The 25164-nt window shown below is 73.6% G+C and carries 24 protein-coding genes and 1 pseudogene; 21 read left to right on the forward strand and 4 right to left on the reverse strand.

What is annotated here, in order from left to right; translation table 11 throughout:
* The first annotated feature begins 10 nt into the window (after positions 1 to 10).
* The 14 genes from JT362_RS00395 to JT362_RS00465 are packed head-to-tail and all read left to right on the forward strand — an operon-like array spanning position 11 to position 16081.
* Entirely contained in the window at positions 11 to 838 is an 828-nt protein-coding gene (locus JT362_RS00395; protein WP_260188936.1) for an ABC transporter ATP-binding protein, read from the forward strand.
* Entirely contained in the window at positions 835 to 2232 is a 1398-nt protein-coding gene (locus JT362_RS00400; RefSeq protein WP_260188937.1) for an MmgE/PrpD family protein, read from the forward strand. Before JT362_RS00395 ends, JT362_RS00400 begins: the two co-directional genes overlap by 4 nt.
* The gene (locus JT362_RS00405) at positions 2220 to 2798 is read left to right on the forward strand and encodes an ureidoglycolate lyase (RefSeq protein ID WP_260188938.1); all 579 of its coding nucleotides are present in this window, start codon (positions 2220 to 2222) and stop codon (positions 2796 to 2798) included. The genes JT362_RS00400 and JT362_RS00405 overlap by 13 nt, the downstream gene beginning before the upstream one ends.
* On the forward strand, positions 2795 to 5152 hold the full coding sequence (locus JT362_RS00410; protein ID WP_260188939.1) for a xanthine dehydrogenase family protein molybdopterin-binding subunit: 2358 nt from the start codon (positions 2795 to 2797) through the stop codon (positions 5150 to 5152). The genes JT362_RS00405 and JT362_RS00410 overlap by 4 nt, the downstream gene beginning before the upstream one ends.
* On the forward strand, positions 5149 to 5973 hold the full coding sequence (locus JT362_RS00415) for an FAD binding domain-containing protein (RefSeq protein ID WP_260188940.1): 825 nt from the start codon (positions 5149 to 5151) through the stop codon (positions 5971 to 5973). The genes JT362_RS00410 and JT362_RS00415 overlap by 4 nt, the downstream gene beginning before the upstream one ends.
* Positions 5970 to 6434 carry a (2Fe-2S)-binding protein gene (locus tag JT362_RS00420; protein ID WP_260188941.1) on the forward strand — a complete coding sequence of 155 codons (465 nt, stop codon included), beginning with the start codon at positions 5970 to 5972 and terminating at the stop codon, positions 6432 to 6434. The genes JT362_RS00415 and JT362_RS00420 overlap by 4 nt, the downstream gene beginning before the upstream one ends.
* A complete protein-coding gene (locus JT362_RS00425) occupies positions 6431 to 6853 on the forward strand; it encodes a nuclear transport factor 2 family protein (RefSeq protein WP_260188942.1) in 423 nt (140 codons plus the stop codon). Before JT362_RS00420 ends, JT362_RS00425 begins: the two co-directional genes overlap by 4 nt.
* A complete protein-coding gene (locus JT362_RS00430; protein ID WP_260188943.1) occupies positions 6850 to 8790 on the forward strand; it encodes an oxidoreductase in 1941 nt (646 codons plus the stop codon). The genes JT362_RS00425 and JT362_RS00430 overlap by 4 nt, the downstream gene beginning before the upstream one ends.
* 12 nt (positions 8791 to 8802) lie before the next feature.
* The gene (locus JT362_RS00435) at positions 8803 to 9156 is read left to right on the forward strand and encodes a RedY/HapK family protein (RefSeq protein ID WP_260188944.1); all 354 of its coding nucleotides are present in this window, start codon (positions 8803 to 8805) and stop codon (positions 9154 to 9156) included.
* Positions 9153 to 11573: an MFS transporter gene (locus JT362_RS35330; protein WP_311202648.1), complete on the forward strand. Its 2421-nt coding sequence runs from the start codon at positions 9153 to 9155 to the stop codon at positions 11571 to 11573. The genes JT362_RS00435 and JT362_RS35330 overlap by 4 nt, the downstream gene beginning before the upstream one ends.
* Positions 11573 to 12397: a cyclase family protein gene (locus JT362_RS00450; protein ID WP_260188945.1), complete on the forward strand. Its 825-nt coding sequence runs from the start codon at positions 11573 to 11575 to the stop codon at positions 12395 to 12397. Before JT362_RS35330 ends, JT362_RS00450 begins: the two co-directional genes overlap by 1 nt.
* A complete protein-coding gene (locus JT362_RS00455) occupies positions 12394 to 13821 on the forward strand; it encodes an MmgE/PrpD family protein (RefSeq protein ID WP_260188946.1) in 1428 nt (475 codons plus the stop codon). Before JT362_RS00450 ends, JT362_RS00455 begins: the two co-directional genes overlap by 4 nt.
* Positions 13818 to 15284 (forward strand): dihydroorotase, encoded by a 1467-nt coding sequence (locus JT362_RS00460; RefSeq protein WP_260188947.1) that lies wholly within the window; start codon positions 13818 to 13820, stop codon positions 15282 to 15284. The genes JT362_RS00455 and JT362_RS00460 overlap by 4 nt, the downstream gene beginning before the upstream one ends.
* Positions 15281 to 16081, forward strand: a complete 801-nt coding sequence (locus JT362_RS00465) for an HpcH/HpaI aldolase/citrate lyase family protein (protein WP_260188948.1) — start codon at positions 15281 to 15283, stop codon at positions 16079 to 16081. Before JT362_RS00460 ends, JT362_RS00465 begins: the two co-directional genes overlap by 4 nt.
* Here JT362_RS00465 and JT362_RS00470 read toward each other — a convergent pair.
* Positions 16016 to 16264 (reverse strand): hypothetical protein, encoded by a 249-nt coding sequence (locus tag JT362_RS00470; protein WP_260188949.1) that lies wholly within the window; start codon positions 16262 to 16264, stop codon positions 16016 to 16018. The two genes, JT362_RS00465 and JT362_RS00470, sit on opposite strands and share 66 nt — an antisense overlap.
* Positions 16265 to 16364: 100 nt before the next feature.
* Between JT362_RS00470 and JT362_RS35520 the strand changes: the two are divergent.
* Positions 16365 to 16436 (forward strand): annotated as a pseudogene (locus JT362_RS35520) (TetR/AcrR family transcriptional regulator); the annotation flags it as partial.
* 86 nt (positions 16437 to 16522) lie between these two features.
* Positions 16523 to 16771 carry a hypothetical protein gene (locus JT362_RS00475; protein WP_260188950.1) on the forward strand — a complete coding sequence of 83 codons (249 nt, stop codon included), beginning with the start codon at positions 16523 to 16525 and terminating at the stop codon, positions 16769 to 16771.
* Here the strand turns inward: JT362_RS00475 and JT362_RS00480 are convergent.
* Together JT362_RS00480 and JT362_RS00485 are read right to left on the reverse strand one after the other, a co-directional pair.
* Entirely contained in the window at positions 16725 to 18428 is a 1704-nt protein-coding gene (locus JT362_RS00480) for an MFS transporter (RefSeq protein WP_260188951.1), read from the reverse strand. The genes JT362_RS00475 and JT362_RS00480 overlap by 47 nt on opposite strands.
* Positions 18425 to 18877: a MarR family winged helix-turn-helix transcriptional regulator gene (locus JT362_RS00485; RefSeq protein ID WP_260188952.1), complete on the reverse strand. Its 453-nt coding sequence runs from the start codon at positions 18875 to 18877 to the stop codon at positions 18425 to 18427. Before JT362_RS00485 ends, JT362_RS00480 begins: the two co-directional genes overlap by 4 nt.
* A 63-nt stretch (positions 18878 to 18940) precedes the next feature.
* On the opposite strand from JT362_RS00485, the gene JT362_RS00490 reads away from it, so the two are divergent.
* Positions 18941 to 19357, forward strand: a complete 417-nt coding sequence (locus tag JT362_RS00490) for an OsmC family protein (RefSeq protein WP_260188953.1) — start codon at positions 18941 to 18943, stop codon at positions 19355 to 19357.
* Here the strand turns inward: JT362_RS00490 and JT362_RS00495 are convergent.
* A complete protein-coding gene (locus JT362_RS00495; protein ID WP_260188954.1) occupies positions 19341 to 20372 on the reverse strand; it encodes an ATP-grasp domain-containing protein in 1032 nt (343 codons plus the stop codon). The genes JT362_RS00490 and JT362_RS00495 overlap by 17 nt on opposite strands.
* Before the next feature lie 205 nt (positions 20373 to 20577).
* Between JT362_RS00495 and JT362_RS00500 the strand changes: the two genes are divergently transcribed.
* The 4 genes from JT362_RS00500 to JT362_RS35335 all read left to right on the forward strand — a co-directional run bounded on the left by JT362_RS00500 (position 20578) and on the right by JT362_RS35335 (position 25144).
* Positions 20578 to 22527: an elongation factor G gene (locus tag JT362_RS00500; RefSeq protein ID WP_260188955.1), complete on the forward strand. Its 1950-nt coding sequence runs from the start codon at positions 20578 to 20580 to the stop codon at positions 22525 to 22527.
* An 84-nt stretch (positions 22528 to 22611) separates the two neighbouring features.
* A complete protein-coding gene (locus JT362_RS00505; protein WP_260188956.1) occupies positions 22612 to 23883 on the forward strand; it encodes an SGNH/GDSL hydrolase family protein in 1272 nt (423 codons plus the stop codon).
* A gap of 197 nt (positions 23884 to 24080) precedes the next feature.
* Positions 24081 to 24902 carry a nitroreductase/quinone reductase family protein gene (locus JT362_RS00510; RefSeq protein ID WP_260188957.1) on the forward strand — a complete coding sequence of 274 codons (822 nt, stop codon included), beginning with the start codon at positions 24081 to 24083 and terminating at the stop codon, positions 24900 to 24902.
* The gene (locus JT362_RS35335; protein WP_311202649.1) at positions 24899 to 25144 is read left to right on the forward strand and encodes a hypothetical protein; all 246 of its coding nucleotides are present in this window, start codon (positions 24899 to 24901) and stop codon (positions 25142 to 25144) included. The genes JT362_RS00510 and JT362_RS35335 overlap by 4 nt, the downstream gene beginning before the upstream one ends.
* Positions 25145 to 25164: the final 20 nt, after the last annotated feature.

Below are 25164 nucleotides of genomic sequence, written 5' to 3' on the forward strand. Positions count from 1 at the left end.
GGAGAGTGCGATGACCGAGACCACCGACCACGGCACCGCACCGGAGCTGTCCGGCGAGGCGATCTCCGTCCGCGGCGTCGGCAAGACCTACGACGCGGCCGCCGGGCCGGTGCGCGCGCTCATGCCCACCGACCTGGAGGTCAGGCCGGGCGAGTTCGTGGTGCTGCTCGGCCCGTCCGGCTGCGGCAAGACCACGCTGCTGCGGATGCTCGCCGGGCTGATCTCGCCGACCGAGGGCACCATCGAGATCGGCGGCCGCCCGCTGTTCACCGGCAAGGACAACAAGCCCGCCAGGGACACGCTCGGCTCGCTGGGCTTCGTGTTCCAGGCGCCGAACCTGATGCCGTGGCGCAAGGTCTGGCGCAACATCGCGCTTCCCCTGGAGGCCAAGGGGATCGGCCGCGCCGAACGCAAGCGGCGGGCGGTCGAGCTGGCCGAGCTGGTCGGGCTCGGCGAGTTCCTCGACCACTACCCCAAGGCGCTCTCCGGCGGCATGCAGCAGCGGGTCGCGATCGCCCGCGCACTGATCCACCGCCCGTCGATCCTGCTGATGGACGAGCCGTTCGGCGCCCTGGACGCGATGACCCGCGACACCATGAACCTGCTGCTGCAGCGGCTCTGGCTGGACACCGGCAAGACCGTCGTCCTGGTCACCCACTCGATCTCCGAGGCGGTGTTCCTCGCCGACCGCGTGGTGCTGCTGTCCCAGCGCCCCGGCCGGGTGCAGGACGTCGTCGAGGTCGACTTCGAACGCCCGCGCGACCTGGCCGTCTCCGGCGACACCCGGTTCGCGGACATGGTCGGCGGCCTGCGCAAGCAGCTCGGCGGCCACGCGTGACAGCAACCCCGACCACCCGCGCGCTCGCCGCGTTCGCCGCCGGACTGTCCTACCCGGACCTCCCGGACGCCGTCGTCGCCAAGGCCGGCGCGCTGCTCGTGGACTTCGTCGGTGCGGCCGTCGGCGGCGCAACCACCGCCGAGGTGTCCACGCTCACCGACCTGGTCCGTGCCAGAGGCGGCGCACCGACGGCGACCGTGCTCGGCGCCGGGTTCGCCGCGCCGGCCGCCGACGCGGCCTACTGCAACGGCGCCGCCGCCGACGTGTTCGAGCACCAGGACGGCTACCGCTTCGGCGGCTTCCACCCCTCGCACACGCTGCCGGCGCTGCTCGCGGTCGCCGAGGAGACCGACGCCGACCTGCGCGCCCTGCTGACCGCCGCGGTCGTCGCCTACGAGGTGTCCGACCGGATCGGCCGCGCGGTGCACCCGAACGCCACCCGGGCCGGCTGGTTCCCGATCGCGGCGACGTTCGGCGCGGCCGCCGGCTGCGCGAAGCTCCTCGGCCTGCCCGAGGAACGGATCGCCGACGCCGTCGGCGCGGCCGCGTTCTTCGCGCCGGCCGTGCTCATCGAGTCCATCTTCGCCGGTCCGTCGGCCAAGCCCGCGTTCGCCGGACAGCTCGCCCGCGCCGGCGTCGAGGGCGCCCAGCACGCCGCCGCCGGGCTCACCGGCTGGCGCGAGGTCGTCGAGCACCCGCGTGGTCTGGTCGCCGTGCTCGGCGGCACCCCGCCGGCCGCGACCGACGACGGCCTCGACGGCCTCGGTTCCGAGTGGACGATCCTGGACGTGCACCAGAAGCGGTTCGCCGGCTGCCGGCACACCCACGGCGCCGCCCAGGCCGCCGTGGAACTCGCCGTCGAACACGACCTGGACCCCGAGCGGATCACCGCCGTCGACGTGGAGACCTACGACATCGCCCTGCTGCTCGTGGACCGCCCGGTCGGCCCCGACCCGTCCACGGTCGCCTGCACGCTGAGCCTCCCGTACGTCGTCGGCGCCGCGGTCGCCGACCGGGACGTCGGCGGCGCCCAGTACGGCCAGGCCACCCGCACGGACCCCCGCGTCCTGCGCGTCGCCGACCTCGTCCGGCTGCGGCCCGCCGCCGACCTGGAGGCCCGGTACCCCGAGTACACCGCCACCCGCGTCACCATCACCACCGACGACGGCGCCGCGCACACCCGCACCGTCGACGTCCCCGCCGGCGACAGCCGCGCCCCGCTCACCCGCGACCAGCTGCTGGCCAAGTTCGCCGGCTACGTGGGATCCGCCTTCGGCGAACGGATCGCCGCCGGTACCGCCGAGCTGCTGCTCGCCCCGCCGGCCGGCGCGCCCGTCCGCGACCTCACCGGCCAGCTGGCCACCCGACCGCAGGAGCACGCATGTCCGACGTAGACACCATGGTGCACACCATCGTCCCCGAGCCGGTCACCGCCGAGGCGTTCGCACCGTTCGGCGAGGTGGTGTCGCTCGAGGACACCCCGAAGCTGCCGATCAACCTGTACTCCGGCCTGAACGCCGTGCACGGCCCGGTCGTCCTCCAGGTCGACGAGCCGCCCGAGTTCATCCTGTTCCGCGTCGGCTACCGAGGCGGCGACATCCGCTACCTGGAGCGCCACCACGGGATGACCCAGACGTTCATCCCGCTCAACGGCGACCCGTACGTCTCCGTCGTCGCCCCGCCGGACGTCCCACTGGTCGACGGCTTCCCCGACTTCGCCGCGATCCGCGCGTTCCTGGTCCCCGGCGACGTCATCCTGAACATCCACCGGGGCACCTGGCACGAGCCGCCGTTCCCGACCCGCGACGGCCAGAAGTTCTTCATCACCAGCACTCCCGGGGTCACCGGCGGCCTCCAGACCTCGGTCGACGACAACGGCGAGGTGCACAAGCTCGACGTGGACAAGCGAAACCCGGTGTACCGCACCGGCCGCCGCCTCCGCGTGGAGATGCCCCGATGACAGCGGCCGCCACCGGGATCGGCTCCTCGCCGCGCCGCCGTGACGGCGCCGAGCTGCTGACCGGCCGCGCGACGTTCCTCGACGACCACCGTCCCGAGGGGATGCTGCACGCGGTCGTCGTGCGCAGCGAGGTCGCGCACGGACGGATCCGCTCGATCGACACCACCGCCGCCGAGTCCGCACCCGGCGTGGCCCTCGTACTGACCGGCGAGCAGGCCGCACGGCACGCCGGCCCGGTGCCGTACTTCATCGACCCCGCCGCCCGCGGCGGCAACCGCGCCGACCTCCGCTGCCTCGCGGTCGGCAAGGTCACCCACGCCGGCCAGCCGGTCGCCGCCGTCGTCGCCCGCACCCGGCACGAGGCGCACGACGCCGCCGACCTGGTCCGCGTGGACTACGAGGTACTCCCGCACGTACTCGACGCCGAGGCCGCGCTGGCGCAGGACGCGCCCCGCCTGTACGAGGACTGGCCCGGCAACGTCGTCATGCACAACCGCTACGGCACCGGCGACCCGGACGCCCGGCTCGCCGAGGCCGACACCGTGGTCTCCGGCGAGATCCGGATCGCGCGCACCACCACCGCGCCGATGGAGCCGCGCGGCTACCTCGCGTCCTGGCACGGCGACACGCTGACCGTGCACGCGTCCTGTCAGAACCCGCACCAGCTGCGCTGGATGCTCGCCACCACCCTCGGCGTCGACGAGGGTCGCATCCGGATCGTCACCGCCAAGGTCGGCGGCTCGTTCGGCCTCAAGATGCAGGGCCACCCCGAGGAGACCCTCGTCGCCCTGCTCAGCAGGCTCGCCGGCGCCCCGGTCAAATGGGTCGAGGACCGCCGCGAGGCCCTGCTCGCCGGCGCCCGCGAGCAGACGCACCGCTTCCGCGTCGGCGCGATGGCCGACGGCCGCATCGTGGCCCTGGTCGACGAGATCGTCGCCGACATCGGCGCGCTGACCGCGCAGGCCGGTTGGGCGATGCCGAACATGTCGGCCACCACGCTGCCGTCCGGCTACGCGATCCCGGACTGCCGGATCGAGCTGGACATCGTCGTCACCAACAAGCCACCGCTGGCCGCCGCGCGCGGCTTCGGCAAGGACGCCGCGCACTTCGTGATGGAGCGCGCGGTGGACCTGGTGGCCCGCGACCTCGGCCTGGACCCCGCCGAGGTGCGCCGGCGCAACTTCGTCCCCTCGGACGCGTTCCCGTACCGCACGTCCACCGGCCTCAACATCGACAGCGGCGACTTCGAGGGCCTACTGGACAAGACCCTCGACGCGGTCGACCATCCCGGCGTCCGCCGCCGGCAGGCCGAGCTGCGTGAGCGTGGCCGCTACCTCGGTGTCGGCCTCGGCTTCGAGCTGACCCCCGAGTCGTCGGACAGCCCGGGCACGTTCGTGTCCGGCTTCGACACCACGACCGTGCGGATGAGCGTCACCGGCATGGTCACCGTGCTCACCGGCGTCACCTCGCCGGGCGGCGGCAACGACACCGGGATCGCCCAGATCGTCGCCGCCGAGCTGGGCGTGCCGCTGGCCTGGGTGGAGCTGGTGCAGGGCGACACCGACCGCTGCCCCAACGGGTTCGGCAACTTCAGCGGCCGCAGCATGGTCGTCGGCGGCGGCTCCGCGACGCTCGCCGCCCGGGACGTCCGGGCCAAGCTCCTCGCGGTCGCCGCCCGCCTGCTCGACACCGACGACGTCGAACTCCGCGACGGCGTCGCGACCGGCGGTGGGCGGGAGCTGCCGGTGCCCGAGGTCGCGCGGGCACTGCTCACCAGGGCGTTCGCGATCGGCGACATCGAACCGGTGCTGGAGTCCACCCGTGCCTACAAGCCGGGCAACATCGACCACGTGCCGGACGAGTTCGGCCGCATCCAGCCGTACCCGACCTACTCGTCGAGCCTGCACGCCGCCGTCGTGGACGTCGACGCCGAGACCGGCAAGGTCACCCTGGTCGACTACGTGATGGCGCACGACTGCGGCACGATGATCAACCCGTCGCTGGTGGAGGGCCAGGCCCGTGGCGCGGTCACCATGGGGCTGGGCAGCGCTCTGTCCGAACGCCTGCGGTTCGACGCCGACGGCCGGCTGGCCACCGACCGCTTCAAGTCCTACCTGCTGCCCCGGGCCGGCGACGTCCCGCTGCTGCGGATGGTGCACCAGGTCACGCCGAGCCCGTTCACCATGCACGGCAACAAGGGCGCCGGTGAGGCCGGGGTCGGGGGCGCGCAGGCCGCGGTCGCCAACGCGGTGGAGGACGCGCTGGCGCCGCTCGGGGTCACGGTTCGCGGGGTGCCGTTGACCCCACCGGCCGTGCTCGCGCTGATCGACGAGGCTCGCAAGGGGTCATCGTGAGCACGGCCCCCACGTTCATCCGCCCGGCCGACCTGGACGGCGTCACCGCCGCCCTCTCCGACGGGGACGCCCTGATCGTCGGCGGCGGCACCATGGTCGTGCCGGAGCTGACCCATGGCCGGATCCGGCCCTCGGCGCTGGTCGACCTCGGTCGCGCCGGGCTCGCCGGCGTCACGACCGCCGCCGGCACCACCGTGGTCGGCGCGATGACCACGTACACCGAGCTGGAACACTCGGCCGTGCCGCTGCTGGCCACGATGGCCCACGGCATCACGGGCGGCCCGCAGATCCGCCACCGGGGCACGGTCGGCGGCTCGGCGAGCTACGCCAACCCGTCGTCCGACGTGCCGGCCTGCCTGGTCGCCCTCGACGCGCGGCTCCTGCTGGCCTGGGCCGGGGGAGTGCGCGAGGTCGCCGCGGCCGACTTCTTCCTCGGCGCGTTCCGCACCGTCCGCGAGCCGGACGAGGTCCTGGCCGCGATCACGGTGCCCGACGTGACCACCTTCGGCTACGTGAAGTTCAAGCTCGTCGAGGGAAGCTGGCCGATCGTCACCGCCGCCACGGTCGTCCGCGCGGACTCGCTGCGGGTCGTGCTCGGCGGCGCCGCGCCCGTCCCGGCCGCCGTCACGCTCGACCTCCCTTCGGCCGGCACCGCCGATCCGGCCTGGCGCGACCACGTCCGAACCGCCGTCACCGAGGGAATCGAGATCGCCGGCGGCCCGTGGGACGACGTACTCGCGCCGGGGGAGTACCGGGCGCGGATCGCACCCGTGATCGCCGCGCGCTCCGTGGCCCGCGCACTGGACGAGGAGAGCCGATGACCGAGATCCGGTTGACCGTCAACGGCGTCGAGCACGCGGTCGACGTTGACCCGCGCACCCTGCTCGTGCACGCCATCCGCGAACAGGCCGGCCTCACCGGCACCCACGTCGGCTGCCTCACCGGCGACTGCGGTGCCTGCACGGTCGTCGTCGACGGGCGGACCACCAAGTCCTGCTCCGTGCTCGCCCACAGCGCCGACGGTGCCCGCGTCGAGACCGTCGAGTCCCTCGCCGACGGCGACGACCTGCACCCGGTACAGCGCGCGTTCTGGGACGAGTTCGCGTTCCAGTGCGGGTTCTGCCTGCCCGGCATGCTGCTCACCGCCAGGGAACTGCTGGAGTCCACCCCGGACCCCGACGACGAGGAGATCCTCCGCGCGCTCAACGGGAACCTGTGCCGCTGCACCGGCTACAACACGATCGTCGCCGCCGTCCGCCGCGCCGCCCAGGAGCCGGCGTGAACACCGCCACCGCGATCGCCGTCGTCGAGGACTTCCTCGCCGCGATGGGCGCCGGCCGCATCGACGACGCCACCCGGCACCTCGCACCCGAACCGGAGTTGGTCTTCCCCGGCGGCCGCCGCTACCACGGGCTCGTCGAGCTGACCGAGGCGTCGGCCGGCCGGTACCGGTTCGTCGACAAGCACCGGGACAGCTACGAGACACTGTCCACACCGGACGGCGACGTGGTGGTCTACTCGATCGGCCGCCTGTTCGGCGAGAACGCGCACGGCGTGCGGTTCGACGGCGTCCGCTACGTCGACCGGTTCCGCCTGCGCGACGACCGGATCGTCGAGCAGTGGGTGTGGAACGACCTCGCCGAGACCGGCGTGCTCACCGCCCGCACCCCCGCCGACCTGGCGCGGGAGTGGCGCCCATGAGCGCCTACCCCCGCGTCTTCTCCCCGGTCGACCTCGGCGGGATCACCCTGCGCAACCGCGTGTTCGTGTCCGCCCACACCACCAACTTCGGCGTCGACTTCCTGCCCACCGACCGGCACGTCGCCTACCACGCCGAACGCGCCCGCGGCGGCGCCGGCCTGATCGTCACCGAGCCGCTGCGCGTGCACCCCACCAGTCTCGGCCGCGCCGGCGGGCTCGCCGCCGACCCGGCCGCCCTGCCCGGCCTGGAGAAGATCACCGCCGCCGTCCGCGCCGAGGGCGCCGCCGTGTTCACCCAGATCACGCACGCCGGCCGGCACAGCGAGAACGTGTTCCGCCGCGCCGCCGCCTGGGGACCCACCACCCGCCGCTGGACCGCTTCCGGCGCCGTCCCGCACGCCATGACCCGCCGCGACCTGACCGAGGTCCGCGACGCCTATGCCGGCGCCGCCCGGCTCGCGGTCGCCGCCGGCTTCCAGGGCGTCGAGATCCACTTCGGCCACGGGCACCTGTTGCACCAGTTCATCTCGCCCGCGTCCAACGACCGCGCCGACGCCTACGGCGGCAGCGAGACCAACCGCCTCCGGTACCCGCTGGAGGTGCTCGACGCCGTCCTCGACGCCGTCGGCGACCAGCTCGTCGTCGGCGTCCGGCTGAGCGCCGAGGAGCTCGTTCCCGGCGGTCAGGACCTCGACGCCGGCCGCCGCATCGCGCACCTGCTCGACAGCACGCGCCCGATCGGCTTCCTCAACGTCTCCCTCGCCTCCTACACCGTGCCCTCGATCGGCCACCACGTCGCCGACATGAGCGAGGGCCACACCCCCTACCTCGCCCAGACCCTCGCGGTCGCCCGCGAGTGCACCCGCGTCCCGGTGCTCGCCGCGTGCCGCTTCGTCGACCTCGACGACGCCGAACGCGGCCTGGCCACCGGCCTGCTCGCCGCGGTCGCGATGACCCGCGCGCACATCGCCGACCCGCACCTGCTCGCCAAGGCCGCCGCCGGCGAACCGGAACGCATCCGCCCCTGCGTGTCCTGCAACTTCTGCATCGGCGAGATCGCCGGCCACCGCCCGATCACCTGCATGATGAACCCCACCGTCGGCCGCGAGGCCGAGTGGCCGGAACACCCCGCCGCGGCCCCCGACCCCGGCCGCGTCCTGGTCGTCGGCGCGGGCCCGGCCGGCCTGGAGACCGCCCGTCTCGCCGCCGAACGTGGCCACACCGTCGAGGTCTGGGAGCGCGCCGCCGAACCCGGCGGACAGCTCCGCACCGGCCGCCGCGGCGCGGGCCGTGGCCACCTCGACCGGCTACGTGCCCACCAGCAGCGCCGCCTCACCGAGCTGGCCGTCCCGGTACGCGTCAACCGCACCGCCACCGCCGACGACGTCCTCGCCGAGACCCCCGACACCGTCGTCCTCGCCACCGGCGCCACCCACGCGACCCGCGACGTCCCCGGTTGGGGCCCGGCACTGGCCGCTGCCGACGTCCTCGCCGGCCGCTCCTGGACCGGCCGAACGGTGCTCGTCCTGGACGACGACGGCGGCTGGACCTCCGCGTCGGTCGCCGAGACGGTCGCCCGCGGCGGCGGCGCCGTGCACCTGGTCGCCGCGGCCGGCACCCCGCTGTGGGGCGTCACGGAGTACAGCCGGATGACGGCCGTGGAACGCCTCCGCGACCTCGGCGTCCAGCTCTGGACCTCCGCGCGCGCCGAGCTGGCCGCCGGCACCGCGCGGATCGCCAGCACCCTCGTCGACACCACCACGATCGTTCCGGGCGTGACCGACGTCGTCGCCCTCGACCCGCCCACCGCCCAGGACGCCCTGGCCGCCCCGCTCGCCGACGCCGGGCTCGCCGTGCACGTCATCGGGGACGCGGTGGCACCGAGAACCCTGCTGGAGGCGATGGCCGAGGCCCATGCCGTCGGTCGTGCCCTGTAGAGAGGAGAGAACGTGGCCCGCAAGCTCGTGCTGCTGACCTACAACATCAAGCCCGGTGTCCCGCTGGAGGAGTACGCCGAGTACACGCGCACCGTCGACTACCCGGTGTTCCGCCGCCACCCCGGCATCCAGAACTACGCCAACTACGTCGTCCGGCAGAACGCGCGTGGCCAGGAGTGGTTCCGCCACCTCGACCTGATGTTCGTCGACGACCTGGACGCCTTCCACGCCGACGGCAAGCTGCACCACGGCGACCCGGCCGTGCTCGACCACGCCGCGAACTGGCGGGCGAAGTGGGGTTCGGACCCGGAGACCGGCTGGCGCACCGACGTCAACATCACCTATGCCGACGAGATCTGGGGGTGACGCGGGACCCGGCCCGCCGGGCGGTGTTCCTCGCCGTCCTGGTCGGCGCGGGCTACATGTTCCCGCTGTACCTGGCCGGCGCGGTCGGGGTCGCGATACGGGCCGACCTCGGCCTGACCGGGACCCAGCTCGGCGCGGTCGTGTCCACGTTCTTCGCGGTCGGCGCGGTGCTGCTGCCGGTCGGTGGCCGGGTCGTGGACCGGATCGGGCCGCGTCTCTCGGCCCGGCTCGCGGTGGCCGGCGCCGCGGCGTGCCTGCTCGCGGTCGCGGTCCTCGGCGGCTCCTACCCGGGCCTGCTGGCGGCGATGGCGATCGGCGGCGTCGGCTCGACGGTCGCGGCCCCGGTCGGCGGCATGCTGATCGCCCGCGCGGTGCCACCGGGACGGCGCCCGCTCGCGTTCGCCATGGAACGCTCGTCGATCCCGGCCGCCACCCTGCTGGCCGGCGCTTCCGTGCCGACCCTGGCCGCGGTGGTGCACTGGCGGGTCGTGTTCGCGGTCGGCGCGGTGCTGGTCGCGGCGATTTTGCTCGTCCCGGTGCCCCGCCTGGCCGAGGTGGTGGCGCGCCAGGACCGGGCACCGCTGCGGCCGCTGACCCCGCTGCTCCTGGTGACCGCGATGTTCGTGCTCGGATCGGCGGCGGCGACCGCGCTGAGCACGTTCCTGGTCGGCTACGGCGCCGGCATCGGCCTCGGCGCGGGCACCGCCGGGATCGCGCTCGCGGCCACCAGCGCGGCCACCATCGCCGTGCGGATGACGTTGGGCCTGCTCGGGGTCCGGGTGCCGGGCCGGGCCACGTCGGCGGCCCTGCTGCTCGTCGGAGCGGCCGGGTTCGCGCTGCTCGCCGTGCCGTCGGCCGCCGCCGCGTGGGCCGGGGCGCTGCTCGCCGGCGCGGCCGGCTGGGGCTGGACCGGTGTGCTCGGGCTCGCGGTCGTGCAGTCCCATCCGGACGCTCCCGGCGCGTCGACCGCGCTCGTGCAGGCCGGCGGTTGTGCCGGTGGGATCGCCGGTCCGCTGCTGATGGGTGCGCTCGTCGAGCACGCCGGCTATCCGGCCGGCTGGCTCGTGCTGGCCGGACTCGCCGCGCTCGCGGGCCTGGTGGCGGCAGCGAACGGCGGCATCTGGCGGTGGATCTCACAGGGTGTTGACCCTCGGACAGGCACAAGCCTAACCTCTGAGCGGACCGGCGTTAGCTATAGCGGAACAACCAAGGGGGTTGCGGTGGAGAACGGACCGCTGACCGGGATACGGGTACTGGACGTCTCGACGATCCTCGCCGGCCCGCTGTGCTGCCGGATCCTCGGCGACCACGGCGCCGACGTGATCAAGATCGAGCACCCGGAGGCGGGCGACGGGATGCGCGGGCACGGCGCCGCCAAGGACGGCGTCCCGTTGTGGTGGAAGGAGATCTCCCGGAACAAGCGCGCCGTCGGGCTCAAGCTGTCCACACCGGACGGTGCGGACCTGTTGCTGCGCCTGGCCGCCGACGCCGACGTGCTCGTGGAGAACTTCCGCCCCGGCACCCTGGAACGCTGGGGGATCGGCCCGGAACGCCTGCACGAGGTCAACCCCGGCCTGGTGATCGTGCGCATCACCGGCTTCGGCCAGACCGGGCCGTACGCCGCCCGCGCCGGCTTCGGCACCCTCGCCGAGGCGATGAGCGGCTTCGCGCACCTCACCGGCGAGGCGGGCGGGCCGCCGACCCTGCCCGCGTTCGGGCTCGCCGACAGCATCTGCGGCATCGCCGCCTCCAGCGCGGCGACCATGGCCCTCTACGCCCGCGAGCGCAACGGCGGCCGCGGCGAGATCGTCGACATGAACCTGCTGGAGCCGATCATGGACGCGGTCGGCCCCGGCCCGATGGTCTACGACCAGCTCGGGATCGTGGGGGAGCGGCACGGCAACCGGTCCACCAACAACGCGCCGCGCAACACCTACCGCACCAAGGACGGCCGCTGGGTAGCCGTCTCCACCAGCGCCCAGCGCATCGCCGAACGGGTGATGGAGCTCGTCGGCCACCCAGAGGTGGTCGCCGAGCCCTGGTTCGCCACCGGCCACGGTCGCGCCGCGCACGCCGACCTGCTCGACGCGTACGTCGGCGGCTGGATCGGCGAGCGCACCGAGGCCGAGGTGACCGCCGCGTTCGAGACGGCGGGCGCCGCCGTCGCCCCGGTCTACAGCGCCCGCGACCTCGTCGAGGACGAGCACGTGCGCTCCACCGGCATGCTCACCACCGTCCCCGACGACGACTTCGGCCCACTGCTCATGCACAACGTCATGTGGCGGTCCACCGGCGCCCCCGGCCGCATCCGGTTCACCGGCCGCGCCCTCGGCGCCGACACCGACGAGGTGCTGGCCGAACTCGGCGTGGACGAACACGAGGTGGCGCGGCTGCGCGCGGAACGGGTCGTGGCCTGATGACGACCAAAGCCCTCCTCACCGCAGTCGCCGACGGCCTCACCGTGCACGACCTGGGCCGGGAGCTGAAGGTCGGCATGCCCCAGTCGCCCAACCACCCGGCGTTCTGGCACGCGCTGCCTCGCCGGCACGGCGACGTGGTCCGCGCCGACGGCGGCTCGGCCGCCAACGACATGATCACCATGGGCACCCACGTCGGCACGCACATCGACGCGTTCGCCCACGTCTCCCACGACGGCCGCCTCCTCGACGGCTCCGACGCGGTCGCCGCTGGCCGGGGCGGCAAGTTCGTCGAGCTCGGCGCCCACACCATCGCGCCCATGGTGCGCCGAGGCGTACTGCTCGACGTCCCGGCCGCCCTCGGCACTCCGGATGGCTGCCCGCCCGGCTACGAGATCACCCCCGACGACCTGGCCGCCACCGAGTCCCGCCAGGACACCGAGATCCGCCCCGGCGACGTGGTCCTGGTCCGCAGCGGCTGGGGTCGCCTGTTCGACGATCCCGACCCGGCCGTATACCAGGGCAAGGACTCCGGCGTGCCAGGAGTCGGCGCCCCGGGCGCGACCTGGCTCGCCGACCGCGACGTGCACGCCGCCGGCGCCGACACCATCGCGTTCGAACGCCTCGCCCCCGGCAGCGGACACTCGGTCCTGCCCGCGCACCGGGTCCTCCTGGTCGAACGCGGCGTCTACATCATCGAGGCACTGAACCTCGAAGGCGTCGCGGCCGCCGGCGTGCACGAGTTCCTCTTCGTGCTCTCCCCACTGCCCCTGTTCGGCGCCACCGGCTCCCCGGTACGCCCCCTGGCGGTGGTCGGCGGATGACTCTCGCCCAACGGCTCGCCGCCTTCGCCGCCGGCACCCTCGCCGACGGTGTCCCCGAGGACGTCGCCGCCAGCGTCCGGCAGCGCGTCCTCGACATCCTCGGCCTCTGCGTCGCCGCCCGTTCGCTGCCGACCAGCCGCGCCATCGCCGACCACGTCGCCGACCAGGGCGGCCGCCCCGAGTCCACCGCCGTCGGCCTCGCCGAACCCGTGCCGGCCGCCGGCGCCGCGCTCGTCAACGGCGTGCTCGCGCACTCCCTCGACTACGACGACACCCACCTGCCCTCGGTTCTGCACCCCAGCGCGAGCGTCGTCCCCGCCGCGCTCGCCGCCGCCGAGGCCGCCGGCGCCACCGGCCGGGACACCGTCGCCGCGATCGCCGTCGGCCTGGAGGTCGCCGTCCGGCTCGGCATGGCCGGCTACGACCGCGACCTCGGCAACTCCGTCTACTTCGAACACGGCCAGCACGCCACCTCCATCTGCGGTGCGATGGGCGCCGCCGCCTCCACCGCTCTCCTGCACGGGCTGGGGGAGGAGGGCGTGCTGCACGCGCTCGGCGTCACCGCGTCGTTCGCGTCCGGGGTCATCGAGGCCAACCGCACCGGCGGCACGGTCAAGCGGCTGCACTGCGGCTGGGCCGCCCAGTCCGCGGTCACCGCCGCCGGCCTGGTGCGCCGCGGCTTCACCGGCCCGCCGACCGTCCTGGAGGGCCGGTTCGGCTTCTTCCAGGCGTTCCTGCGCGACCAGACCGACCTGGACCAGGTCGTCACCGGCCTCGGTGACACCTGGGCGGTGCCGGGCATCTTCTTCAAGCCCTACCCGGCCAACCACTTCACCCACACCGCCATCGACGCCGGCCTGCGGCTGCGCGCCGACGGCGTGCCGGCCGACCCGGCCAAGATCGACGCGATCGAACTGCGCGTGCCGAGCGCCGTCATCCGCACCATCGGCCAGCCCATCGAGACCAAACGCGCCCCGGACACCGGCTACCAGGCCCAGTTCTCCGGCCCCTACGCCGTGGTGACCGGCCTGCTCGGCGGCTCGGGCCTCGGCGCGGGCCTCGCCGACTTCACCGACGCCCTCGCCACCGACCCGCACCGCCGCGCACTGATGGCCAAGGTGACCGTCGTCCCCGACCAGCGCTGCGACGCCATCTTCCCCTACCAGTTCCCGGCGATCGTCGCCGTCCGCGGCGCCGACGGTCGCGAGTGGACGGCCGAGGTGCTCGCCAACCGGGGCGGCCCGGAGCGCCCGCTCTCCGAACCGGAACTGGCCGCCAAGTTCGCCGACAACGTCACCGGCCGCCTGACGCCCGACGACGCCGCCTCGGTCCGCGAACACGCGCTCACCCTCGACACCGTCACCGACGTCGGCGCCCTGCTGCGCCCCCTCACCCGCCTCGAGTCGACAGGAGACGACCGATGACCGAACCGTTCGACCTGCTCGTCACCGGAGTCCGCGTCGTCCACCACGACCGCCCGGAGCCCGTGCGCGCCGACATCGCCGTGGCGGGAGGGAAGATCGTCCGGGTCGCGCCCGGCATCGACCCCGGCGACGCCGCGGTCGTCGACGGCGGCGGCAAGCTCGCCTTCCCCGGCGTGGTGGACGCCCACCAGCACTGGGGCATCTACAACCCGCTACCGGTCGACACCGGCACCGAGAGCCGCGCGTGCGCGCAGGGCGGCGTCACCACCGCGCTCAACTACATGCGCACCGGCCAGTACTACCTGAACCGAGGCGGCCCGTACGCCGAGGTCTTCCCCGAGGTCCTCGCGCAGAGCGCCGGCCGCTCCTATGTGGACTACGCCTACCACCTTGCGCCGATGATGCGCGAGCACATCGACGAGATCCCGTCCCTGGTCCGCGACCACGGCGTGACCTCGTTCAAGGTGTTCATGTTCTACGGCAGCCACGGCCTGCACGGTCGTTCGGCCGACCAGAACTCGTTCCTGATGATCCCCGAGGGCGAGCGCTACGACTACGCGCACTTCGAGTTCGTGATGCGCGGCATCCAGGCCGCCCGCGAGAGGTTCCCCGAGCTGGCCGACGAGATCTCGCTGTCCCTGCACTGCGAGACCGCCGAGATCATGACCGCCTACACCAAGCTCGTCGAGCAGGACGGCACGCTCACCGGCCTCGCCGCCTACAGCGCGTCCCGCCCGCAGCACTCCGAGGGCCTCGCCGTCTCGATCGCCTCCTACCTGGCGCACGAGACCGGCCTGCCGACGATCAACCTGTTGCACCTGTCCTCGGCGAAGGCCCTGGACGCAGCGCTGCGGATGGCGAAGGCGTTCCCGCACATCAGGTTCCGCCGCGAGGTGACCGTCGGGCACCTGCTCGCCGACATCGACACCGCGTCCGGCATCGGTGGCAAGGTCAACCCCCCGATCCGCCCGCGCGAGGACGTCGAGGCCCTGTGGGGCCACCTGCTCGCCGGCGACGTCGACTGGGTCGTGTCCGACCACGCCTGCTGCCGCGACGAGCAGAAGTTCGGCGACCCGCGCGAGGACGTGTTCCTGGCCAAGTCCGGGTTCGGTGGCGCCGAGTACCTGCTGCCCGGCATGGTCACCGAGGGCACGAAGCGCGGCCTGCCGCTCGGCGAGATCGCCCGGCTCACCGCGTGGAACCCGGCCGTCCGCTTCGGCCTGCGCACCAAGGGCGCCGTCGGTGTCGGCTTCGACGCCGACTTCGCCCTCGTCGATCCCGGCGCCGACTGGACCGTCCGCGCCGCCGACTCGGAGTCCACCCAGGAGTACACCCCGTTCGAGGGCTTCGCGATGACCGCCGCGGTCACCGACACGTTCGTCCGCGGCCACCGTGTACTGGACTCCGGCAAGGTCGTCGGCGACCCGGTCGGCCAGTACCTGAAGCGCCCGACCGGCACATGATCCCGCGCAGCTACCTCTATGTTCCGGGCGACCAACCGGACAAGCTCGCCCGCGCGGCCGGCCGAGGCGCCGACGCGCTGATCGCCGACCTCGAGGACGCCGTCGCGCCCCGGCACAGGCCGGCCGCCCGCGCCGCGGTCGCCGCCCACCTGGCGACCGGTACCGCCTGGGTCCGGATCAACGCCGACGCGGTCGCCGACGACCTGGCCGCGGTCGCCGGCACTCCCGGCCTGGCCGGCATCGTGGTGCCCAAGGCCGAGCCGGAACTCCTGGCCGAGGTCGACCACGCCCTCGCGGGCGTCGACGTCCCGGTCCTGGCCCTCCTGGAGACCGCCCGCGGCCTGCGCCGCCTCGACGCCGTTGCCGATTCCCCTCGCGTGGTCCGCCTCGGCATCGGCGAGGCCGACCTGGCCGGCGAACTGAACCTCCGCCCGGGCCCGGACCGCGAGGAACTGTGGCCGATCCGCTCGGACGTCGTCGTGGCCTCCGCCGCGGCCGGCCTGCTCCCGCCGGTCGGTCCGGTGCACACCGCCGTCCGCGACCTGAGCGCCCTGGCCGACACCACCGAACGGTTGCTGCGCCAGGGCTTCCGCGCCCGCACCGCGATCACCCCGGCCCAGCTCCCCACGATCAACGCGGTCTTCACCCCCACCGAGGAGGAGATCGCCGCCGCCCACCGCGCCCTGGCCCGCCTCGGCGACAACGGCGTCGCGGTCGACGACGACGGCCGGCTACTCGACCCCGCCGTGGTGCGCGCCGCCCGGGAGGTGCTCGGCCGCGTCCGGACCGGGTCCTGACGCCGTGGTGCCGACGAGCGGAGCCGCGGGCATGCGCAGGGTCGCCACTACCGCGCCCGACAGGGTGAGGAGCAGGACGATCGCCAGGAAGACCTGGCCGTGCAGGCCGAGGACGAACAGGGTCTGGTCGGCGAACTCCGGGTCGTAGGTGGCGGTGCCGGGGACGACCAGGTCGGCGAGCACGCACCGACCGTTTCCGTGAGCTGACCGCCGCGATGGAACAGGCCCGCGACGCCCGCGCCGACGCCCGGTCGGGGAGCGCATCCTGGCCGCCTGCCGGGCCATGCGTGCCTGGGCGGTCGCCCATCCGGCCGAGTTCGGCTTGATCTTCGCCAGCCCGATCCCCCCGCGCGACCGACAGCCCGACTCGCCGCGTCATCAGGCCGGGCAACGTTTCGAGCAGGTCCTGCTGGACGAACCCAGCCGTTCCCGGTGCCCGACGTGGCCGATCTGCCCCCGGCGCTACGCGAGCAGTCGACCGCCTACTCCGACGCCATCGACGGCGTACTGCCCCCAGCGGCCGCCCACGTCTTCCTGTCCTGCTGGATCCGGCTGTACGGCTTGCTGTGCATGGAAGTCCTGCACCAACTGGACTTCGCCTACACCGACCTGGAACCGGTCTTCGAGGAATGCCTGCGCGACCTCACGAGGATGCTCCGCCTGGACCGCCCTGACCAGCCGACACCCTAGACGCCGGGTTCACCAGTACCACGTCGCAGCGCACACCGCGCAGGATCTCGCGGCTCGCGCTGGCGTCCATCAGTGCGGGGAGACCGCCGTGGGTGGGCGCGCCGATGATCACGGCCCGCGCGCCGGTGTCGTTGGTGTGCTGGCTGATCATCCGACCGGCGGCTCCGTGGTCGGCGGCGTTGAGTACGACGTACCCGGTCGCCGGCACACCCGCCTCCGCGAGCCGCCGCAGGTGCCCGCGGACCACGTGCCGCGCGGCGTCGAGGTTCTCGCCGCCGGCGGAGGACTCGCTGCTGTTCGCGTGTTCCCGGGCGTGCAGCACGTGCACGGCCCGGCCGTTGATCGTCGCCAGCCGGCCGGCCGTGTCGGCGACCAGCGCGGCGGCGGGGGAGTCGTCGACCGCGGCCACGATCACGCCGTCACCGGCCGGCCCGATCTCCACCGCCGACAGCGACGGCTCGGTGCCGCGCACGCTCTCCGCCTGCACCCGCTCGGCCTCGCCCAACTCGGCGTGCGCGGTGCGCAGGATGAGGATGCCCAGCAGCAGCGCCCCGGCGCCGATGAAGAACGGCACGTGCACGTTCGTCGCCTCGACCAGCTTGCCCGCCGCGAACGGTGCGAGCCCGCCGCCGATGAACCGGACGAACCCGTACGCAGCCGACGCCACCGGCCGTTCCACCGGCGCGATCGTCATCACCGCCTGCGTGGTCACCGTGTTGTTCACCCCGATGAACACCCCCGCGACGATCACCGCGGTGACGAGCACCGCCGTCGTCGTGGTCCAGATCGCGATGACCAGCACGACCATCGCGAACAGGAACAGGTTCAGGTACAGCGTCCGCGCGATCCCCAGCCGGGCCTGCAGCCACGGCGCGCCGAACACCGAGAAGAGCGCCACCAGCGCGCCCCACGCGGTGAACACCAGGCCCAGCTGGATCGCGCCGAGCCCCATCGGGAACGGCGCGTACCCCAGGACCGTGAAGAAGGCCCAGTTGTAGCAGAGCGCGGTCAGCGACATCGTGGCCAGCCCGCGGTGCCGCAGCGCCCGCAACGGCTCGGCGATGCTCGTCCGGTGGTCCGGTCTGGGCAGCGGCTCGACCAACACCCAGGTCGCGATCAGCGCGACCGCCATCAGTGCGGCCACCCCGAAGAACGGCCCGCGCCAGCTGATGTCGCCCAGCAGCCCGCCCAGCAGTGGCCCGACCGCGATGCCGAGCCCCAGTGCGGTCTCGTACAGCACGATCGCCCCGACGAACCCGCCGGACGCCGACGCCACGATGACCGCGAGCGAGGTCGCGATGAACAGCGCGTTCCCCACGCCCCAACCGGCCCGGAACCCGACGATCCCGCCGATGCTGTCCGAGGCGCCGGCGAGGGCGCTGAACACCACGATGATCGCGAGCCCGGCGAGCAGCGTGCGCTTGGCCCCGATCCGGCTGGACACCCACCCGGTGATCAGCATCGCCACCGCGGTGATGACCAGGTAGCTGGTGAACAGCAGCGTGACCTGGCTGGGCGTCGCGTTCAGGTCCTCGGAGATCGCGGGCAGGATCGGGTCGACCAGGCCGATGCCCATGAAGGACACGACACAGGCGAACGCCACGGCGAACACGGCCTTCGGCTGCTTGAAGGGACTGGTCGCGGCGGCTTGGCTCATGGCTCGCTCCGGGTGTTCTCTGGTGGTTCGGCGGCCAGCCGGGTGAGGGCGGTGAGCGCGGGCAGGGCGTCGGCGAGCGCACGCCGGTCGTCGTCGCCGAGCCGGTCGAGCAGCGCGGCGAGCCGTTCGGCGCGCACCGCCCGCCGGTGGGCGACCTGGGCCCGCCCGTCGTCGGTGACGTGCACGAGCACCACCCGCCCGTCGTCCGGGTCGGGGCGGCGCTCGGCCAGCCCGAGCTCCTGCAGGCGGTTGACCAGCTGCGACATCGCCGGCTGGCTGACCCCCTCACTGGCGGCGAGCTCGGTCAGCCGGGCCGGCCCGTCCCGGTCCAGCCGCGCGAGCGTGGCCGCCGCGGTGAGGGACAACCCGCGAACCGGGGCGACCTGGCGGAGCAGAACCCTGGTCAGCTCCTCGATCACGACCGACACCTCGGCAGCCGGAAGATGCATAAGACATGTATATCACTTGCTTATGTAACTGCCGTCGCGGCGGTCACCGCTAAGGTCACCGCCATGGCTGAGGACACACACAGATCGGTCCAGGTCGAGCGGGTCGACACCGGGCGTTACCTCGCCCGGAACGCGCGCGGCGGCACCCTGCCCATCGGCGGAGACGACTTCACCCCGGTCGAACTACTGCTCGCCGCGATCGGGGGCTGTACGGCCACCGACGCGGACGTCGTCGTCAGCCGGCGGGTCGAGCCGGAGTCCTTCACGGTCACCGTGAGCGGCGACAAGATCCAGGACGAGGACGGCAACCGGATGGAGAACCTCGCCGTCACCTTTCAGGTCCGCGTCCCGGACGGACCAGAAGGCGACCACGCCCGCACGGTCCTGCCCCGCGCGGTCGCGCTCTCCCACGACCGCCTGTGCACGGTGAGCCGCACGGTCGAGCTCGGCACCCCCGTGCACGTCACGATCGAGGACTGACCGACTCGTCGAGGCGCTCGCGCAGCGCGATCAGATCGGTCAGCACCACCGGCGCGTGGTCGCCGCGCACCACGACCTCCGTCGGCGCGTGGCGGTCCGGCCCGGGCAGGTCTGCCAGCACCACGGCGCTGTGCACCGCCGGCAGCGCCGGCCGGGGCCGGGGCGCCTTCTCCGGCGGCACCCGCCAGTAGCCGGCCACCCCACCGCGGGTCCGGCGCGGGAACGTGGGCTGGCCGACGCCGGCGCGGATGTGCTCGGCCAGCAGGTCGACGCCGGTCGCGGCCTGGACGGTCGCGCGTTGCAGCGCGGGCGGCGGATGCGGCGCCACGGCGAGCAGCACCGGCACCGGCCGGGTGTCGAACAGCTCGACGTGGAACGCGCCGTCCGGCACCCCCAGCCGGGAGACCGCGGCGGCCGCGGCGGCCAGCAGCGGGTCCGCCTCGGGGCCGTCCAGCGTGATGCCGCCCATGCCGCTGCCGGTGGCGAAGTCGTGGCGGGTGCGCAGGTAGCGGGACGCCACGGCGAACACCACCCGACCGCCGACCACCACACCGTCCACATGGCACACGTCGGCGTCGACCCACGCCTCGTAGCGCGCTTCGCCGGTCGGCAGGTCGGCCGCGGCGGTCACCTTGCGCACCTCGCCGTCCGAGCGAACCGCGAGCGGAACGCGGAAGTCCCAGTTCCTGACGCCGATCGCCGACACCCGCCGGGTCGTCAGCAGCCCGGCCGCGCGTGCCCGGTGGTGCATGACCTCCCGGTCCAGCAACGGAAACACGTCCGCCGGGCGCGGTCCGGGCAGGCCGAGCCGCTCGCGCAGCCTGGCCGCCGGCAGCACCGCCGACGGACCGAGCGCCACCACCAGGTCCGGCGACACGGCCAGCGACTCCAGGTCGGCCGGGCCGAGCAGCCACGGACCGCGCAGCGGCAGCACACCCGTGTCCACCAGCCGCCGCGCGTGGCGGTGGTTGCGCTCGTCGTCGGTCAGCACGAGGATCCGCGCACGCTTGGCCATCTGGCTCCCCTTCGGCTCGTGGACGGCCACAGACTCGGTCGCGCGGGTCGAAGGGCGCTCGAGAACCGCTCGGAGCGATATTCGGTTGCCGGTCCGCGCGCCCGCCTGCTGTTCTGTGCACGACCCCAAGCCGAAGGAGCCCCGATGCGAGCAGCGTTCATGTCCAACCAGGAAGGCACGTTCACCCAGCCGAAGGACATGACGCTTGCGCACGCTCAACCTCGGGATCCTGGCACACGTCGACGCCGGTAAGACCAGCCTCACCGAACGGCTCCTGTTCGAGGCCGGCGTCATCGACGAACTCGGCAGCGTCGACGCCGGCAGCACCCGCACCGACACGCTCGCGCTCGAACGCCAGCGCGGCATCACGATCCGTTCCGCGGTGGCCTCGTTCCGCGTGGGCGACGTCGCGGTCAACCTGATCGACACCCCCGGCCATCCGGACTTCATCGCCGAGGTGGAACGCGTCCTTGGCGTGCTCGACGGCGCGGTCCTGGTGGTCTCCGCGGTCGAGGGCGTGCAGGCGCAGACCCGCCTGCTGATGCGCACCCTGCGCCGGCTGCGGATCCCGGCGCTGGTCTTCGTCAACAAGGTCGACCGCGCCGGCGCCCGGCACGCCGGCCTGCTCGCCGACCTCGCGGCGAAGCTCACCCCGGCGATCGTGCCGATGGGCACGGTGACCGCGCTCGGCACCCGGGCCGCCTCGTTCGTGTCCGGTGTGGACGATGCCGCCGTGGAAGTCCTCGCCGAGCACGACGACGCCCTGCTCGCCGCCTACGTCGACGGCGCCGACGTTCCCCTGCGGGACGCGCTCGTCACGCAGAGCCGGCGCGGGCTGGTGCACCCGGTCTACTTCGGATCCGCGGTCACCGGCGCCGGCGTCGCCGAGCTGACCGAAGGCCTGGTGGACCTGCTGCCCGCCGCGGGCGGCGACCCGGACGGGCCGGTCTCCGGCACCGTGTTCACCATCGAGCGCGGGCCGGCCGGCGAGAAGGTCGCCTACGTCCGGATGTTCTCCGGCACCGTCCGCGTCCGCGACCGGGTGCGCGTCGGCGCCACCGAACGCAAGGTCACCGCCGTCGAGACCATCGACCACGGCGGTGCGCAGCGGACCGGCGAGGTCACCGCAGGCCGGATCGGCAAGCTGTGGGGCCTCCCGGACGTCCGGATCGGCGACGCCGTCGGCATCCCGCGCGAAGGCGTCGCGCACCACTTCGCCCCGCCGACGCTGGAGACCGTCGTCGAGCCGGTCGACCCGGCGGACGTCGGCGCGATGCACGCGGCGCTCACCCGGCTCGCCGAGCAGGACCCGTTGATCGACCTGCGGCAGGACCAGACGCGCCGGGAGATCCTGGTCTCGCTGTACGGGGAGGTGCAGAAGGAGGTCATCCAGGCCACCCTGGCCGCCGAGTTCGGCCTCGACGTCACGTTCCGGGAGACCACGACCGTCCACGTGGAACGGCCGGCCGGCGTGGGCGAGGCGGTCGAGCTGATCGGCGTGGAGCCCAACCCGTTCCTCGCCACCGTCGGCCTGCGGGTCGAGCCGGCGCCGGTGGGTGCCGGCAGCTCGTTCCGGCTCGGCGTGGAGCTCGGGTCGATGCCGTACGCGTTCTTCGCCGCCGTCGAGGAGACGGTCACCGAGACCCTGCGGCAGGGCCTGCACGGCTGGGCGGTGCTGGACTGCGCGGTCACCATGACCCACTCCGGGTACTGGGCGCGGCAGAGCCACTCCCACGGCACGTTCGACAAGAGCATGTCCAGCACCGCGGGCGACTTCCGCAACCTGACCCCGCTGGTGCTGATGACCGCCCTGCGCCGGGCCGGCACCGTGGTGCACGAGCCTCTGCACCGCTTCACCCTCGAGCTGCCGGCCGACACGGTCGGCGCGGTGCTGCCCGTGCTGGCCCGGCTGCGCGCGGTGCCCCGCGGCACCGACGTGCGTGGCGCGACGGCCGTGCTGACCGGCGAGATCCCGGCCGCCGGCGTGCACGGGCTCGAACAGCGGCTGCCGGGCCTGACCAGGGGAGAAGGGGTGCTGGAGGCCGCCTTCGACCACCACGCGCCGGTGCGCGGTGCGGTCCCGTCCCGAGCGCGCACCGACCACGATCCGCTCAACCGGAGGGAGTACCTGCTGCACGTCGTCCGCCGGGTGTGACGCCTTGACGCGTGCCTCCCGACGTGCTGTCATCATCGCGAAACAATTTCATGTTCCGTTGTCGTGGCCAGTCGGGAGGCCGTGATGTCCCTGCTCCGTCGAACCCTGATCGCCGCGCTGTCCGTGGCGGCGACCGTCGGCACCGCCGTCGCCCTACCGGCCTCCGCCGCCGAACCCACCGCCGAAACCACAGCCGAAACCACAGCCCTGCCCACTGCCGCCGTCGCGCTCGGCGACAGCTTCGTCAGCGGCGAGGGCGGCGGCGACTACCAGCCGGTCACCGACCTCAACGGGGTCAGCCAGGGCTTCCCCGGCTGGTCGGCGCCGAACAGCAACGCGTTCTTCTGTCACCGCTCGCCCAACGCGTCCCTGTTCCAGGCCACGCTGCCGGGCATCCAGGACCGGTTCAACCTCGCCTGCTCCGGCGGCCAACCGCACGACCTGCTGAACCCGTCGGCCGCCAGGGAGAAGGGCCGCGAAGTCCCCGCGCAGCTCGACCAGCTCCGGAACGTCGCCGCCACCCACGACATCGACCTCGTACTCGTCGGCCTCGGCTCCAACAACGCCTCGTTCACCTTCGGCGACGCCGCGTCGGTGTGCGCCAACCGGTTCATCGCGGACGCGTGGACCGGCTGGTGGGAGTTCTGGGCGGGTGACCCGCCGCAGGACCCGTGCACCATCTCCGACCTCGCCACCGACGCCGAGCTGGCGGCCGGCACCACGGAGACCACGAACGCGCTCCGCGTGCTGCTGACCACGCTCGCCGAGGTCGACGCCGACGGCCAGCACCGGGTGGTGTTCCAGGACTACACGAACCCCCTCCCGCAGGACTACGCCGCCCGCTACCACGAGGAGGACAACCGGGCCGACGACCGCGACAAGTTCCGCGCGCTCGGCGCCGAGCGGTACGCGGCCGGCTGCCCGGCGCACCGCGCGAGCCTCGCCGCCGGCCACCTGTTCTCCCAGGGCCTCGGCCGGCTCGTCTCCTCCGCGCACTCGACCCTGTCCGCGGAGTTCCCCGGCGCGGACCTCGTGTACCTGAACGTGCAGCACGCCTTCGACGGCGCCCGGCTGTGCGAGGCCGACGGCAGCCCCGGCAACGCCCTGGCGACCCCGATCCGGCTGCAGGACGGGCCGAGCGGTGTTCCGGTGACGAGCCTGTCCGGCCGCGACAAGATCGCGATCAAGCGGATCGCCGACACCTGCGTGGACTACTTCCAGACGTGTCAGGAGTCCTGGCACCCGAACGCCGACGGCTACGCGGTGCTCGGTCGGTGCCTGGCCGGCGCCGCGACGACCGGCGCGCGTTCGGTCGCCTGCACCAGGGGGTCCGACGGGACGATCACCGTCGGCTAGGGACGCGGTCGCCCGGGGCGGGGCATGCCTCGGGCGACCGTTTTCCTGTTAGGGTCTGTTCCGTGACTGCCGGGTCGGCCATGGGCCACGCACGAGTGAGGTTTCCGGCGGTGGCGTGACCGCCCGGCGGGCCCGCGCCCCGCCCGCTCTCCCGTTCTTCAGCTTTCGTTGTCACCGAAGAACTTTGGGAGAGTTAGTTGCACGACTTCAACCAGCAGGTCATCGACGAGTTCCGCGCGAACACCGGCCGTGTCGGCGGCCCGTTCGAGAACGCCAGGCTGATCCTGCTCACCACCACCGGCGCCCGCACCGGCGCCGAGCACACCACCCCACTCGGCTACCTGCCCGACGAGGACGCCGAGCGCATCATCGTCATCGCCTCGGCAGGCGGCTCGCCGCGACACCCCGCGTGGTTCCACAACCTCGTCGCCAACCCGAAGGTCACCGTCGAGAACGGACCCTTCACCTACGAGGCCGAGGCCAACGTCCTCACCGGCACCGAGCGCGACGACGTCTTCGCCCGCGCGGTCGAGGCCGACCCCGGCTGGGCCGACTACGAGACCAGGTCCGGCCGCATCCTGCCCGTGGTCGCGCTCCGCCAGGTGGCCTTCGCCCCGTCGGAGAGCACCTCGTTCGGCCAGATGCTGCGGATGATCCACGACGCGTTCCGCCGCGAACTGGCCATCATCCGCACCGAGTTCGCCGCGTCCGGGCCAGGGATCGGCGTCCAGCTCCGGGTGAACTGCCTGAGCGTCTGCCAGGGCCTGCACCACCACCACCGGATGGAGGACAGCGGCCTGTTCCCCCAACTCGACGAGAGCCACCCCGAGCTGGAGCCGGTGCTGACCCGGCTGCGCGCCGAGCACGAGACCATCGCGGCCCTGATCGATGAGCTGAACGACGCCGTCAAACAGGGAACCGACGCCCAGCCCAGGGTCGAACGGCTCGTCGACGAGCTGGAGGCGCACCTGCGCTACGAGGAGGAACAGCTGATCCCGATCCTCGACCACGCCGGATGACCAGCGCCCCGAGCGCCACCCCGGCGACCGTGGCCAGCACGCCCCGCACGTCCACCGCCGGCACCCACCGCACGTCGCCGTCCTTCACCACGAACGCGCCGACGGGCCTGGCGACCAGCCCGAGGCCGCCGCCGTCGCCCCGCCGGCCCGCCTTGTCCCGTCCCGCCCCGCCGCCCCCGCCACCGACGACGCGGGCGGCGGGGATCACGGCGACCCCGTCCTTCTCGTACGGTTCGGCGTAGACCAGCCGCGCGGTGAGAGC

It is taken from the genome of Actinophytocola gossypii (assembly GCF_025165815.1).
In the GTDB taxonomy this organism is placed as follows: domain Bacteria; phylum Actinomycetota; class Actinomycetes; order Mycobacteriales; family Pseudonocardiaceae; genus Actinophytocola; species Actinophytocola gossypii.